The 13560-nt window shown below is 68.1% G+C and carries 16 protein-coding genes; 6 read left to right on the top strand and 10 right to left on the bottom strand.

Annotated features, from left to right (window positions below):
* Positions 1–60: 60 nt before the first annotated feature.
* From OHA61_RS02115 to OHA61_RS02125, 3 genes are read right to left on the bottom strand one after another with little or no spacing between them, the layout of a single operon-like run.
* Complete coding sequence (locus OHA61_RS02115; protein WP_406301400.1) at positions 61–999, bottom strand: glycosyltransferase; 939 nt, start codon at positions 997–999, stop codon at positions 61–63.
* Between the two features lie 50 nt (positions 1000–1049).
* Complete coding sequence (locus tag OHA61_RS02120) at positions 1050–1985, bottom strand: class I SAM-dependent methyltransferase (protein ID WP_406301401.1); 936 nt, start codon at positions 1983–1985, stop codon at positions 1050–1052.
* Positions 1978–2913 (bottom strand): fatty acid desaturase family protein, encoded by a 936-nt coding sequence (locus OHA61_RS02125; protein WP_406301402.1) that lies wholly within the window; start codon positions 2911–2913, stop codon positions 1978–1980. Before OHA61_RS02125 ends, OHA61_RS02120 begins: the two co-directional genes overlap by 8 nt.
* 602 nt (positions 2914–3515) lie before the next feature.
* Between OHA61_RS02125 and OHA61_RS02130 the strand changes: the two genes are divergently transcribed.
* Entirely contained in the window at positions 3516–4019 is a 504-nt protein-coding gene (locus OHA61_RS02130) for a GNAT family N-acetyltransferase (RefSeq protein WP_324984351.1), read from the top strand.
* A gap of 160 nt (positions 4020–4179) precedes the next feature.
* Here the strand turns inward: OHA61_RS02130 and OHA61_RS02135 are convergent, their stop codons facing one another.
* The 3 genes from OHA61_RS02135 to OHA61_RS02145 all read right to left on the bottom strand — a co-directional run bounded on the left by OHA61_RS02135 (position 4180) and on the right by OHA61_RS02145 (position 6978).
* On the bottom strand, positions 4180–4902 hold the full coding sequence (locus OHA61_RS02135; RefSeq protein ID WP_406301403.1) for a hypothetical protein: 723 nt from the start codon (positions 4900–4902) through the stop codon (positions 4180–4182).
* Positions 4903–5135: 233 nt separating this feature from the next.
* Positions 5136–5699 carry a GNAT family N-acetyltransferase gene (locus tag OHA61_RS02140; RefSeq protein WP_406301404.1) on the bottom strand — a complete coding sequence of 188 codons (564 nt, stop codon included), beginning with the start codon at positions 5697–5699 and terminating at the stop codon, positions 5136–5138.
* 118 nt (positions 5700–5817) lie between these two features.
* Positions 5818–6978 (bottom strand): selina-4(15),7(11)-diene synthase, encoded by a 1161-nt coding sequence (locus OHA61_RS02145; protein WP_406301405.1) that lies wholly within the window; start codon positions 6976–6978, stop codon positions 5818–5820.
* A gap of 543 nt (positions 6979–7521) precedes the next feature.
* Between OHA61_RS02145 and OHA61_RS02150 the strand changes: the two genes are divergently transcribed.
* Together OHA61_RS02150 and OHA61_RS02155 are read left to right on the top strand one after the other, a co-directional pair.
* A complete protein-coding gene (locus OHA61_RS02150) occupies positions 7522–8049 on the top strand; it encodes a hypothetical protein (RefSeq protein ID WP_406301406.1) in 528 nt (175 codons plus the stop codon).
* A 23-nt stretch (positions 8050–8072) separates the two neighbouring features.
* Entirely contained in the window at positions 8073–8537 is a 465-nt protein-coding gene (locus OHA61_RS02155; RefSeq protein WP_406307258.1) for a GNAT family N-acetyltransferase, read from the top strand.
* 69 nt (positions 8538–8606) lie between these two features.
* Here the strand turns inward: OHA61_RS02155 and OHA61_RS02160 are convergent, their stop codons facing one another.
* From OHA61_RS02160 to OHA61_RS02170, 3 genes are all read right to left on the bottom strand, one after another.
* Positions 8607–9416, bottom strand: coding sequence for a serine protease (locus OHA61_RS02160; protein WP_324984366.1), 810 nt, complete (start codon positions 9414–9416; stop codon positions 8607–8609).
* 378 nt (positions 9417–9794) lie between these two features.
* Complete coding sequence (locus OHA61_RS02165) at positions 9795–10184, bottom strand: DUF4267 domain-containing protein (RefSeq protein ID WP_406301407.1); 390 nt, start codon at positions 10182–10184, stop codon at positions 9795–9797.
* Positions 10185–10251: 67 nt separating this feature from the next.
* Positions 10252–10392, bottom strand: a complete 141-nt coding sequence (locus tag OHA61_RS02170; protein ID WP_406301408.1) for a hypothetical protein — start codon at positions 10390–10392, stop codon at positions 10252–10254.
* Between the two features lie 65 nt (positions 10393–10457).
* Between OHA61_RS02170 and OHA61_RS02175 the strand changes: the two genes are divergently transcribed.
* Both OHA61_RS02175 and OHA61_RS02180 read left to right on the top strand, forming a co-directional pair.
* On the top strand, positions 10458–10826 hold the full coding sequence (locus OHA61_RS02175; RefSeq protein WP_406301409.1) for a hypothetical protein: 369 nt from the start codon (positions 10458–10460) through the stop codon (positions 10824–10826).
* Between the two features lie 68 nt (positions 10827–10894).
* Positions 10895–12085, top strand: coding sequence for an aminotransferase class V-fold PLP-dependent enzyme (locus OHA61_RS02180; protein ID WP_406301410.1), 1191 nt, complete (start codon positions 10895–10897; stop codon positions 12083–12085).
* 7 nt (positions 12086–12092) lie between these two features.
* On the opposite strand, the gene OHA61_RS02185 is transcribed toward OHA61_RS02180, so the two are convergent.
* Positions 12093–12869 carry a LysR substrate-binding domain-containing protein gene (locus tag OHA61_RS02185; RefSeq protein WP_406301411.1) on the bottom strand — a complete coding sequence of 259 codons (777 nt, stop codon included), beginning with the start codon at positions 12867–12869 and terminating at the stop codon, positions 12093–12095.
* Positions 12870–12927: 58 nt separating this feature from the next.
* Here OHA61_RS02185 and OHA61_RS02190 point away from each other — a divergent pair, with 58 nt between their 5' ends.
* The gene (locus OHA61_RS02190) at positions 12928–13320 is read left to right on the top strand and encodes a DUF5997 family protein (protein WP_324984377.1); all 393 of its coding nucleotides are present in this window, start codon (positions 12928–12930) and stop codon (positions 13318–13320) included.
* Positions 13321–13560: the final 240 nt, after the last annotated feature.

Here is a 13560-nt window from a genome sequence, read left to right on the forward strand (position 1 = left end):
CCGAAGGCACTGTCCGACCTGGACGGGCTGGTGTTCAGACCTGCATCGGCAGGCCGGTGTTCAGACCTGCTCCGCGATCGCGGCTTCGCCTTCGAAGATCGGCAGTTCTGTAGTGGCGACCTGCAGTGAGCGCCTGTTGAACCGTTCGGCGGCGGCCACCGAGCCGAGCGACGTCGCCGCCGTCACCGCTGCGGCCACCCGGAACCATCGCGAGCGGGACCTGACACCCGCCAGCGCGGCGAGCGCCCCGCCCACCACGCCGAACCGGGTCAGCACCCCGGTGAGCGCGAGCGATCCCACCGCCTCCTCGACATGGCCCTTCAGACCCAGCCGGGAGTCGTCGCGGTAGCTCTTGGGCTTGACGTAGGTGACCGTCTGCATGTCGAGCCCGAGCGCCGCCATGATCGCGCCCACATTGCCCTTGGTGAACGTCAGGTTGCCCAGCCTGCGGGCGACGTCCTGGCGCATCACGAAGAACGAGCTGGCGCCGTGCGGGATCGGGTGCCGGCCGAACCGGGTCTCCAGGAAGTAGAAGACCGCCTGCCCGACCAGCAGCCGCGTCGGGTCGTCGCGCTTGCGGGTGGACGTCACGCCGAACACCGCGGCGACCTCGGGGCCGGTCTGCTCCAGCGCGGCGACCAGTTGCGCCACGATCTCGGGCGGCGTCTGCATGTCGGCGTCGAGTACGCACACCATCGCGCCGCGCGCGGCGATCATGCCCGCCTTGCTGGAGGCAGGCTGCCCGCAGTTGGGGCGCAGCTGCACCCAGCGGAACTCCGGTGTCGTGGCCCGCAGTTCGGCGAGGACGCGCGGGGTGGAGTCGGTGCTGCCGTCATCGACCGCGAGCACCTCGAAGGAACGGCCCCAGTTCTTGCCGACCTTCACCGCCCGCTCCACGGCCTCCCTGGCAATGTCCTCCTCGTTGTACATGGGGATGACGAAGCTGAGGTCCACACCGTCGGCCGCGTCGGTCGGGTGCTCGTCGAGTTTCCGGCTCATGTCTTCCCTACGGTCCCTGTGGTCGTGGTCATGTCTGACGGTCCGAGCCATCAGCGGGCTCGTTTGAAACTGATCATCATCTGCGCGGTGGGGGCGAACCTGGCGCGCAGGAAGTCGACGCCGGCGAAGAACGCGGTGAGCGGCTCGTACACCCAGTTCATATAGGCGGGCTTCTGCGGGGTGACCTTGATCCAGCCGCGGTCGCTGAGCCACGCCATCACACTGATCGCCCACTGGGGGGCGCCCTGGGTGTAGTAGCTGTCCGACTTGGCGAGCCCCACCTGGGAACCGAGCCTGTCGAGCCCGGGCTCGGTGAACAGCACGAAGTGCCGGGGGCAGTGCAGTCCGCCCCAGTTGCGGTGCCGGAAGATGCGGGCGTCGACGGTGGCGGTGTTGGGGGTCTTCATCAGCAGCACACCGTTCTCCGACAGGAGGCCTGCCATCCCTGCCATGACCTTCCGCGGGTCGGGCACGTGCTCGATGATGCTCATCATCAGGATCAGGTCGAACGGCTCGTCCGAGGTGAACTCCTCGATGGGCATGCAGTGGTAGACATGGCCCGCCGCCTCGGCCGGCGGCGCGGCAGCGGCCTGGAGGTCGACCTCATGGGTCTCCACCACCCGCCGATCCACCTTGCGCACAGTGCTGAGCAGCCAGCCGGATCCGCCGCCGACATCGAGCACCCGCAGCTTTTCGCCGGGAATTGACTTCAGTACCTTCGCGAGCATGCGACCGTCGAGCCGTTCCTTGATGCACTCGGTGAAAGTGGTCGACTCCCCGATCCCGCCATAGGAATAGTAATTGGTGGGGTAGATCTCGTCGAGACGGTCCGCCGGTGGAGAATCCAGATAAACGGCCGAGCAGGACGGGCAGAGCGCGTAGCGGTATTCCTCGTCGCTGGTGAAGTATTCCTTGTCGTACGCCTTGGCGAACAACTCGACAGCGGTTTCCCCGCAAATGGGGCAAGCCATCAATGTCTCAGCCACGACGGGCCTCCAATATCAGCGTCCTGACGGCCGCGCCGTAACCGGTGCGGCTGGCCTCCATATCCGCGGCAAGCGGGGTACGGGAAAAGAACTGCTCCATCTCCTCGAAACAGGTGTAGGAGATGGCCGGGTCCCAGTGATGCAACAGGTGCTGGTTGAAACCGGCAGAGCCGAAGGTGCGCGAGACCAGTCCCGTCCCGAACAGCCGGTTCACCGGCCCGTGGAGCTCGACGGAGAAGTCGACGTCGCAGGATGCCTCGAGGTGCCGGTGCTCGACGATCGTCCGCACGGTCGCCAGCAGCGGGAACACCGCTCCGACGGCGACGACCCACGCGAGCGCGGCGAGGTGGAAGCCGGTGAGGAACAGCCCGGCGACGATCGCGGCGTGCACGATGAAGGAGCGCAGCGAGGCCAGCAGTCCGCTGGACGTACGGCTGGACTTCCTCCGGGTCTCACCGAGCCGCTGCTTGCGGAGCAGCACCTCCAGCACATGGATTCCCGTGACCGCCTTGAGCATGTTCAGCACGGACAGACACAGGTGGTACGTGGTTTCCGTGTCGTCGTGGTCGCCGAGGTGCGCATGGTGGGCCATATGCGTGTGGCGGTAGTTGACGGTGGTGGAGCCGTAGAGGAGCCATACGAACCAGTCCCCCAGCCGGTCGTTGGTCCTGCGGCGCGGGGCCAGGTTGGCGTGCGCGGCCTCGTGGCCGAACAGGAACAGCGAGTGGAGCCAGAACCCGGTCCAGCAGGCTGCCGGCCCGACGAGCGCGCCTGCGGCCCATGTGGGCCACACCTGCGACGCGACGGCAACAGCGAGGACGCCGACGGCCAGGAACAGATAGCAGAGACCGATATCGCGCCAGACGATCCCGTAGCGCGGCCGCAACGTCTTACGGAAATCGACCCATCGCACGCCGTCGTCGGACACGATCGACGGTAAGTGCGGAGACCCCGGATTCCCTCTGCCCCGAGTCTCGCCCTTTGCTGACTCCATGACCTTTCCCCGTGTTTATGGTAGGCCCGACCGGCGGATCGCCAAAACGACCCGCTCGCGCGCCAACAATGTTTGATGGAGATCTGTGCCCCGCGGCAATCGCACGGGTCCCGCTTACATCAGGGCACCACAGTTGCGATCCAAAAACACGAAAAGCCCCCCTGAACATCCCCCGACCCACTGCTTTTGAGCCCCGCTTTGGTCCCCGCTTTAGGTCTGGGCGCCAGTCAAGCACACCCGCATCCCACCGGCACAGGCTTGGCATGGATTTTTTATGCACCGTCTAAAAGGTTTCTGCACAAGGCTGCCCGACTCCGGTTCCGCTTCCCACCGCCGTGTGCCCGGTGCAGCAGGGCAGATACGCCACCGCGTCCCGATCGGGCTCCTCCGAACACCTCCCCCGAAGCTCTCCACGCCCCTGACACGGCGTTCCCCCGGCTGACAGAACGCTGACGTCCGGTTTCCAAGTCCTCTGAGGAACCACCACGTTGGATACCCTGCCTTTCACCAACATGTGGACTGGACGAAGGAGAGCCGTGATCCGGTTAGCCAGAGCGGCGGACCTGCCGAATCTGCAAGACATCGAGCGTGCTGCCGGAAAGGTCTTCGCCGATATCGACATGGTCGCGGTCGCGGAGGACGAGCCACCGTCGCTGGAGGTCCTTGGCGCGTATCAGGAGGACGGCCGGGCCTGGGTGTGGGCGAACGACGACGACTTCCCCGTCGCGTACCTGATCGCGGACCTGGTCGACGGCAACGGGCATGTCGAGCAGGTGTCCGTACACCCCGACCACGCCGGGAAAAGGATCGGCAAGGCCCTCATCGACCATGCCTCGGAATGGGCCAGGGCGCAGGGAGCGCCGGCACTGACGCTCACCACGTTCACCGAGGTGGTCTGGAACGGGCCGTACTACGAGAAGCTCGGTTTCCGGCTCCTGCCCGAGGCGGAGCTGACGCCGGGACTCCGTGAGATCCGGGCAGCGGAGGCCGCACACGGACTGGACAGGTGGCCGCGGGCCTGTATGCGCAAAGAGATCTGACGGGGCGTCCGCGTCGTCCGGAGCGGGGCCGTCGGCGAGTGTCACCAGCAACAACTCGTCGCGGGCCCGTCCCTCTTCCCGGACCGGCCGAGACCGTCTTCTCTCTGCTGCGGGCCGATGGACGATGAGCGGACGCTCGCTGCGGGGTGGCAGGGGCCGGTCAGCGGGTGCGTACCGCCGTGACGGTGAAGCGTTCGACCTCGGCGACGTGCCCGCCGGTGGACGCGACGATGGTGAGCACCCGGTCGCGGGCTCCGGCGAATGACACCGACTGCTTCCAGAGCTGGTTGTCGCCGCCCGCCGGGGTGCAGCACGAGGAACCCAGCGGCGCGGCGGACGACAGCTGGCGCACCTGGACCCGGATGCCCTCGTCCACGCCGCTGATCCGCCCACCGGTCACCACCGGGGAACGCACGGCCGATCCGTACCGGGGAGCGGTCAGGGAGAACGTCGTGTCGTCGGTGCCCACGACCTCCCACGGGGCGTTCGTGCCCGTCCCGTACCGCACCAGGTGCACGATCGCGGCGGTGCCGCCCTCGGGTCCGCTCCCCGCCACGCCGATGCGGGCGTGCGCACCGCTTACCCTGCGCGAGGAGACCCGGTCGATCTCCCGGAAGCCCAAGTAGCCCCGGGTGAAGGACAGTGCGGTCTGGCCCGGGTCGAGGTGCCAGGGCTGGTGTCCACCGGAGGCATACTCGCGTTCCCACGCCTGCGCTTGGGCGAGCGTGGCGAACGGCCACAGCGGCTGGTAACCCCCGAGGCTGAACGCCGGCGCGCTGCCGCCGGGTGCGGGCGTGGTCGGCGCCGCCGTGCTCGGCGGTGTGGTCGTCGACGGGGCAGAGGGGCCGGGTGTTGTGGGCGACGGGGACGGCGCGGACGTCACCGTTGCGGTGGGCGACGATGCCGACGCGCTCGGCGAACCTCCGGATCCATTGCAGGAGGTGAGCAGTAGGCCAGTCATGGCCGCTGCGGCGAAGACTCGCAGAGGGAGCCGGAAGTTCATGAGTGCCCCAGGTACGTGTACCGACCGCCGATACGGTCTGGTGCGCCTATGGTGCCACCACTGCGGCCCACGTCACAGGGCCCGGCGGCCTGAGACACCCGTTCCAGCTACGTCTACCGCTTGCCCGCTCCCGGTGGCCGGAGCTGAGCGTCGAAATCGCCGGGGCGAAGCCGGAACACCTGAAGACGCATGTCGTAGTACTTCTCGGTTTCCCCGACCCACTCCATACCGATCCGGCGAGCGGTGCCGGACGCGCGGGTGTTGGCGGGCCGGACCACGGCGAGAACTTCGTCGGCCCCCTGGTCGAAGGCCCAGCGTGCCAGCGCGCCGCCCGCCTCGGTCGCGTATCCCTGTCCCCACACTTCAGGGTGCAGCTGCCATCCCATCTCCAGGTCGTCCCCGCGAGGAGGCAGCGGCAGCAGGATCCCGCCGCCGACGACGCGGTGATCCTCCCGCAGCTCGATCGCCCAGCGTCCCGCCGGCGGAACGAGCCGGGCAGCCTCGCCGATCCACTGCTGCAGAACCAGCCGCATGGCATTGACGTCCCCGACCCGGTCCATGGCGGGGCTCAGCCACCGCGCGACACCGGGAGCACCGAAGATCCCGAGGGCGGCTTCCGCGTCCTCGATCCGCCAGGGCCGCAGCACCAACCGCTCGGTGTCCAACTGTCCAACCATCGGTCCTCCTCCGCGCCAGACCCCCGTGACCTGCATGCCGAGGACTCAAGGGTAGGCATGCTCAAGGAGCGAGCGCCGCGACGCGCGGACCGCACCTGCGGCGGATTGCGGTCCCGGCTCAACCGGCGACCGGCGAATCCTTTCGTCCGGGGTGGGATTCGCCCTCGCGGGACACGGAAGAACGCGATACGGCCGGCTGCGTACGGGCCGCGAAGTATGCCTCGGTCCGGAGCAGGTCCAGGTCCCACCACCAGGCGACGGCCGGGATGTCCACCGGTTCATCACTCGTGTCCGTGGGCGTCTCGCTGAATGCCGTGGGAAGGTTCGCCGGATCGTCGGGGGTCGTGTAGCGCACGGAACTCGTGCCCCAGTCCTGGGCGCCCCGTATGAACGTGCCCAGGTTGTGCAGGTACTGCCGCAGCTGCGGGCTCGCCGCGGGCAGCAGGAGCTCCTGCACACGCATGAAAAGGCGCATCACTCTGTCCCGTTGGGAGATCGCCAGATCGAGGGCCTGGCTGGGGGTGAGGCGGTAATGGTCCTCCAGAACCCGGATCACGTTCAGGTAGTAGCCCGTGCTCCGGCTCTCCTTGCTGTGGGAGAAGATGTCGTTGTCCCACGTGATGATGAACGAGGCCATCTCCGCCGCGGCCCGTACCGGCTTCTGGTCCCTCTCCTGCGGCTGGAGTTCGTAGCCGTGACCCATCTCCAGGAGCGGCAGCACGACCGTCGTCGCGCCGTCCGCGAGGCGCATCAGGGTGTAGTCGTTCAGGTCGGGAACAGAGTCCGCACGGCGGTGCTCCGCTTCCCACACCACCGTGGAGAAGTATTCGCGGAGCGCGTTGACCCACAGGGCCGTCTGGCCCACGGTTCCGTGCTCGGAGATTCTGCGCCGCAGGTCACGCAGCCCGCCCGCGATCGGGTCGTCCAGCAGCATGGGGACTTCCGGATTCTGCGCGACGCGCAGCAACCGCTGGAGTGCGGCCATCAACTCCCCTGGCCGGCGCCCCAGTTCGCCCTCCTCGCAGTACCCGTCGTCCACACCGAACAGCCACAGCACGAAGTCCGACAGGATGCCGATCACGGCCTCGCGGCCATCGGGCAGGACCCGCGCGGCGAAGGTCCCGATGTCGTGCTGGATGAGCCGGCCGCGCAGCTCGTCGGACCCGATGCCGATGGCCTGGGCCCAGGCGGTGGTCTGGGCGTCGATGGCCGGATGACTCGGGTGTATGGCCGGTGGTATCGGAGAGTAGATCGGCGGAACTGTCAGCTCCGGTCCCACGTGATCACCTCTCTGCGAAGCGGTCGTCAGCGGCGCAAATCACGCCACGCGATTGATCAACTACGCCGCATAGTACCCAGCAGTCACTCCCGTTCCAATAGGGCGTTCCCGCCACAGGACGCGGCGCCGAGGAGGCCCGCACCAGGGAGAACAGCGTTCCCGTCGGCGGCAGGCAGGAGCCCCAACCGGCCACTTGAGTAACCACCTTTAAGAAAGACCCCCAGGTGACGCGGGCGAGCCGCTGCTGGCTTGATCACGACGCGCCGACAGCTCCGTGAGGCTCGTGACGGCGGAGGTCGAGTAGTCGGTTCGCCGTGCCGAGGGAAGGAAGACATCCATCACGGACTGCCGCCCGGAGCGCAGGTTTCCGGACACATGACGCATCCAGGCGGAATTGAAGACACCGTCACGAGCCAGTCCTCGGTGCGTCGGGTGGAAGCGAGAGCTGCAACACCGCGAGGAGTGGCTGAAACAGGGTGAGCTGCGCCCGATCCCCCGACGTTGGCGTCATCGGAATGACCATGCCGGGGAACACTCACCGGCATGACTGACTCCGCCCTGTGGATCTCGTCGTTGACCGCCGGCACGGCTGTGCTTGCCAGTTGGGTCACCAGCCGGGGGACACCCCGCGCCGCTCAGATCCAGGCCGACGCGGCCGAGAAGACTCAGCGCATCGTTCGAGTGAGTGAGGCACGACGGTCGGCCTACGTGAGCCTCATCGAACAGGCGCACAGGATGGCCGAGTTGTACTGGAAGGTTTCGGACATCTATGGCTCGGGTGGAACACGCACGGAGCAGCTGCCCGCGCTCAAGGAGGTCCGGGCCGGCCTCCGGGAGGAGTACAGCAAGCTCCGCCACTTCATATGGGTGATCAACCTGGAAGGGCCCAACGACGTCGCCGAGGCCGCCGAGAACGTCAGGCTCTCAACCAGGCCTCCGTACCAGGCACTTGAGGCGTCGATCGCGGGCGACTCGAACGCCCCCGCAGCCTTTGACCGGTGCTACGACCCCTTCTGGCAGTCCGTCCTGGCGTTCGTCTCCACCGCCCGAGCTGCGGTGCATGACCTGTAGGTACCGTGGTCGCCGTGACTGCCGTGAACAGTGTTGGTCTTGCCTTCCGGCGTGCGGACGATTCCGATGCGGCCGCCGTCGCCGACGTGTGGCTGCGCTCCTTCGCGGCCGCCCTGCCGACCGTGCGCCGCGCGCACGACGACGACGCGGTGCGTGCTTGGTTCTCCCATGTGGTCGTCCCGCAGTACGAGACATGGATTGCCGTCGCCAAGGGATCGGTCGTGGGGCTCCTCGTCCTTGACGGCGAGGAGCTGGAGCAGCTCTACCTCGATCCGTCGTGGCGCGGCCGGGGTGTCGGGGACCGGTTCGTCGACCTGGCCAAGCAGCAGCGGCCCGCCGGGCTGCGCCTGTGGACGTTCCAGGTCAACGAACCGGCGCGACGGTTCTACGAGCGGCACGGCTTCATCGAGGTTGAGCGCACCGACGGGCAGCGCAACGAGGAACGTGAACCGGATGTCCGATACGTCTGGCAGCCCGAGGCGCCCTGATCGGCCGACGGGCCGCGTCCCGGCGCCGTACGGCCAGAGGCCGGGCACCGGGACGCGGTGGTCAACCACTCAGCCGCCGAGCCCCTCCGCGGCCTTCTTGATGTCTGCCGCGAACGTGCTCACCTCGGTGTAGATACCGGGCTTGCCCGGGCGAGCGCAGCCCTCGCCCCAGCTGACGATGCCGACCTGGATCCAGGCGCCCGCTTCGTCCTTGCGGAACATGGGGCCGCCGGAGTCGCCCTGGCAGGTGTCGACGCCGCCGGTGTCCAGGATCCCGGCGCAGAGCTCTTCGCCGGGGGTCAGCTGGTCGCCGTACGCCTTCTGGCAGGTGGCGTCGTCGACGAACGGGACCTTGGCTTTGAGCAGGTGGCGCTGCTGGTCGCCGCCTTCCTTGTCGGCGCCCCAGCCGGCGATGTCGAAGTCGCCGTTGTTGAGCTTGTCGTCGCCGGCTATCGCCAGGGTCGGAAGGTCGATCGGCTTCTCGAGCTTGATCAGCGCCCAGTCCTTGCCCTTGCCGTTGTAGCCGGGCGCCTGGAGGACCTCGGTGGACTTGACGCTGATCGCGTTGGAGTCCTCCAGGTCGACGACGCCCGCCGTAGCGGTGATGCCGGTGTTCGGGCCGCTGCCGTCGACGCAGTGGGCGGCGGTCAGAACGATGTCCTTGGCGTACAGCGCGCCGCCACAGCCCATGGACAGGCGGACCATGAACGGGAATTCACCCTGATCGGCCTTGGTCCCGCCGACGACCTTCGTGCCTACGTCACCGCGTGGGGTCGGTGCGGAGGCGGCGTTGGCCGCGCCGGGCTGGAGACTGAACGCGGCGAGGGCGACGGCACCGATCGCGGTGGGCACCCTCAGGTGCTTCAGGTAGCTCTTCAACGGACTTCCTCTCGTGGGGGGTACGCCTCAACGGCGAACTCATCCCAACCCCGGGAACCGGAAGTCACCACCGAATGACGTGCGCCGAAAAACGGCAGCACGCAATAAGGCGTCCGAACCCAGTGGGGGATGAGTCCGCAAGCGCCCTGCGATTATGTGGAATCGAACACCGGAGTGACAAGGGTGCGCAATCGCTCAACTCGCCTCGGCGTATCGTCTGTTGGGTCCATACCGGCCGAACCCGGCAGCTAATGCCAGCGGCTGTTACACGAGTGCAACCCAATCTCCGGACAGCTGTGTGGTTGGCGAAATCCGCGCTGAAAGCAGCGGTGAGAGCGGGGAAATCCGAAGGGCAATCCCGCACCCATGAGGGTCCTGTCATCCCAGCGGGCGTTCACGCAGGAGCAGACCGGCCGTCACCCCCACCGCGACGGCAGTGACGCCGTGAACCCCGTACGCGGTGCCGGGCGAACCGTCATTGCTCAGGACTATCACCAGGTCTCCGACGGGAACGAACGAGATCGCCAGCATCGCCCAGCCCAGCGCCCTGCGGTGCCCGGACAGCAGAAGTGCGAAGACGACCAGTCCGGTCGCGATGTCGCGGACGCCCTTGACGGCGAGGAATGCAGTGCCGTCGTGCCGGGGCCAGGTCGGGAGGCCGAAGTCGGCCGCGGTCGTCTGGGGGGTGAGCAGATAGCTGAGCCCGACGTAGATGATGAATGCGCCGCCCAGGGCAGCAAGGACGGTGGCGAGGCGTTTCATGGTCATGGGATCTCTCTCCGGAGAAGGAAGCGTGTCGGCCTGGGGAGTTCGCGGGGCAGGCAATGGCGTGCCGTCAGCGGCGGATCCGCCGGACACGCCGGATCCTGCGCGCGTATTGAGGACGGCCGACGGCATACCAGAGCAGGCGGGCGGGCAGTGGCAGCGCGCTGAGGATCGTCGAGCGCTCGCTGTCGTCTGCGTCTTCGAGGAGCACGCCGAGGAAGAACAGCAGCTTGGTTCCTGCCGCAGGCCCGGAAGCTGTTCGACGGCTACGGCCCGGTGGCCGCGGACCTGCTTGCCGCATCGCTTGCCGCCGCCGGACAGGCCGACGAGGCCCGACGGGTCCTGGCCCAGGCCTTGCCGATACGGCCCGACTACTTCTTCAAGGTCTTCGCCACCTTCCGCACGATGGCGATGGTGGCGCTGGCCGAGACGAAGGGCGCGGAGGAGCTGTACGCGTCACTGCTTCCCTACCGCGACGGGTTGCCGCCGTCCTCGGGCTTCACCGTGGCCCTCCGACCGGTCGCCTACACGCTCGGCGAACTCGCCGCACTCCTCGGCCGCGACGACGAGGCCGCCGCCCACTTCGCCCGTGCGGCCACCATCGCCCAACGGTGGAACAGCCCGTTGACCGGACGTCATGAGTAGAAGCGGCGCCGGTCCGGCTCCTGCGCGTTCTGGGGAGCCAGAATGCGAGGACTACCGAGATGGAGCCGATGATGCGAATCGATGTCGAGCAGGTACGTCAGGACACAGCGGGCTGTGCGCGGGTCACCCACCTCAACAACGCCGGGGCCGCGCTGCAGCCGCGGCCCGTGGTCGACGCGGTGGTGGAACACCTGCGGCTGGAGGAGGAGATCGGGGGCTACGAGGCCGCGGCCGCACGGGCCGACCGCATCGAGCACACCTATGACGCGCTGGCCCGCCTGGTGGGCGCGGCCCGCGAGGACATCGCGGTGGTGGAAAACGCCACCCGCGCCTGGGACATGGCCTTCTACTCGCTTCCCTGGGCTCCGGGTGACCGGATCCTGACGGCCCGCGCCGAGTACGCGAGCAACGCCATCGCCTTCCTGCAGACGGCCCGACGCCACGGTGTGCAGGTCGATGTCGTGCCCGACGACGACAGCGGACAGCTCGACGTCGGTGCCTTGCGGGAGATGATCGACGAGCGGGTCAAGCTGATTGCCGTTACCCATGTCCCCACCCAGGGCGGTCTGGTCAACCCGGCGGCCGAGATCGGCGAGGCAGCGCGGGAAGCCGGGGTGACCTACCTCCTTGACGCCTGCCAGTCCGTCGGGCAGATGCCCGTGGACGTGAACGAGACCGGCTGCGACCTCCTCACCGCGACCGGCCGCAAATTCCTGCGCGGCCCGCGCGGCACCGGCTTCCTCTACTGCTCTCCACGCATCCGCGCGCGTCTGGAACCGCCGTTCCTGGACCTGCACGCCGCGACCTGGACATCTCCGGACAGCTATCGCGTCCGGGACGACGCCCGCCGGTTCGAGAACTGGGAAACGTACTACGCAGGCAAGATCGGCCTCGGCGTCGCCGTCGACTACGCCCTCGACCTGGGCCTGGACGCCATCGAGGAGCGTGTCACGCTCCTCGCCGGGAATCTGCGCCGGCGTCTGCGCTCCCTTCCCGGGGTGCAAGTCCACGACCGGGGATCCCGGCAGTGCGGCATCGTGACCTTCACCGTCGACGGCCACGACAGCGATCACATCGCCCGGGACCTCCAGGCGAAAAGGATCAACGTTTCGGTCTCGGTCGCCGACTACGCACGCTGGGACCTCGAACCACGGGGCCTGACCTCCCTGGTCCGCGCGTCGGTGCACTACTACAACACGGACGACGAAGTCGACCGGCTGTGCGCCGCGCTGCCCCGCGCTCAGGCCGCACCGCACTGAGCCGGCGCTACGAGCGGCCGCGAGGCTTGCCGCGCCGGCCGCCCTTGGAGCCGCCCTTGGGGCCGCCGGAACCGCTCCGGGGGCTCTTGCCGGTGGGCTTCCCGGCCGCGGGCTTCTGCCGTGTGCCGCCGCCCGTATCGGGGCGTTTGCGCTTTTGCTGTGCCGGGGGCGGTGTGCGGCCCCGTGAGCTGTTGACGGTCCGCCCGCGGACGATACCGATGAAGTCCTCCACCAGGTCGGTGGTCGCGTCCTGCGGCCAGGACAGCGCGACGCGCGACTCGGGAGCGTCCGTGACCGGCCGATACGTGAGGTCCTTACGGTGGTGCAGGCGGGCGAGTGACTGGGGCACTACAAGCAGTCCCACCCCGGCCGCCACCAGTTCGACGGCGTCCGCCGTCGTGGCGGGACGCTCGTTCGCGGGCCGTCCCGGCGGACGCTCCCAGTCGAGGGTGTCGTCGAGGGGGTGCAGCACGATGTCGTCGGCCAGGTCCTCGGCGGACACCGCGTCGACCGCGGCCACGACGTGGTCCTTCGGGACCACGACCACCGTCGTCTCGGTGTAGAGCGGGATCGCGCTGAGGTCCGTCCGGTCGACCGGCAGCCGCACGAAACCCGCGTCGGCGCCGCCGCCCCGCAGCACGTCGAACGCTTCGGCGGCGGACACCGCGATGAGGGTCAGGGGGACGTCGGGCAGCCGCTCGTTCCAGATCCGCACCCACTTGGTGGGCGTCACTCCCGGGACATACGCGAGCCGGAACGAAGGGGATACTTCCGAACCTGTCACCCCGCAAGGCTATCGGTCGTGGTCAGAGGTGGCGCACACGCTCGATACTCTTGACAGCATGACGTCGCACCAGACCACCCAGACGATGAAGCCCGCCACGGCGGCGAAGAAGCTGGGTGTGTACCTCGAGGCCACCCCCGCCGAGTTCCAGGAGGGCGTCGTCTCGCGCGCCGAGCTGAGTGCACTGCAGGCAGATCCGCCCCAGTGGCTGCAGGAGCTGCGACGCAACGGCCCGCACCCCCGGCCCGTGGTCGCATCGAAGCTGGGCATCTCCATCTCGGGTCTCGCGCGAGGCGGCATCACCGAAGCCCTCACCACCGAGCAGATCGAGGCGCTGAAGGCGGAAAGTCCCGAGTGGCTGCAGAAGGAGCGCGCCACCCAGGCCGAGGTCCGGAAAGAAGCCGTCCGCATCAAGGAGAAGAACGCGGAGCGTGGCGACCAGCACCGCTGACCGCCGCCATGATCGTCAACAGCCGCCCTGATCGTCTGGAAGCACCGCTCCTGGACGCTGTCTCTCCCGTGACTCCATAAGCCCTTGCCGCCGCAGGCCGGGCGCAGCTGCGCCTGCGCGCAAAGACCCCGCCGTCCCGTTCGACGAGCCCCGTAGCGCCTGCTCGGACCCCGCTCGCCGATGTTAAGAACCCTTGACATGATGTCAAGGGTTCCCTACATTCATCCATGTCAAGTTTCT

It is taken from the genome of Streptomyces sp. NBC_00885 (assembly GCF_045207475.1).
In the GTDB taxonomy this organism is placed as follows: Bacteria; Actinomycetota; Actinomycetes; order Streptomycetales; family Streptomycetaceae; genus Streptomyces.

What these genes read in the sequence shown, in the direction of transcription:
- OHA61_RS02180 (WP_406301410.1), top strand. Translation starts at nt 10,895, where the DNA reads ATGATGCGAATCGATGTCGAGCAGGTACGTCAGGACACAGCGGGCTGT.
- OHA61_RS02150 (WP_406301406.1), top strand. Translation starts at nt 7,522, where the DNA reads ATGACTGACTCCGCCCTGTGGATCTCGTCGTTGACCGCCGGCACGGCT.
- OHA61_RS02165 (WP_406301407.1), bottom strand. Translation starts at nt 10,184, where the DNA reads ATGACCATGAAACGCCTCGCCACCGTCCTTGCTGCCCTGGGCGGCGCA.
- OHA61_RS02115 (WP_406301400.1), bottom strand. Translation starts at nt 999, where the DNA reads ATGAGCCGGAAACTCGACGAGCACCCGACCGACGCGGCCGACGGTGTG.
- OHA61_RS02140 (WP_406301404.1), bottom strand. Translation starts at nt 5,699, where the DNA reads ATGGTTGGACAGTTGGACACCGAGCGGTTGGTGCTGCGGCCCTGGCGG.
- OHA61_RS02190 (WP_324984377.1), top strand. Translation starts at nt 12,928, where the DNA reads ATGACGTCGCACCAGACCACCCAGACGATGAAGCCCGCCACGGCGGCG.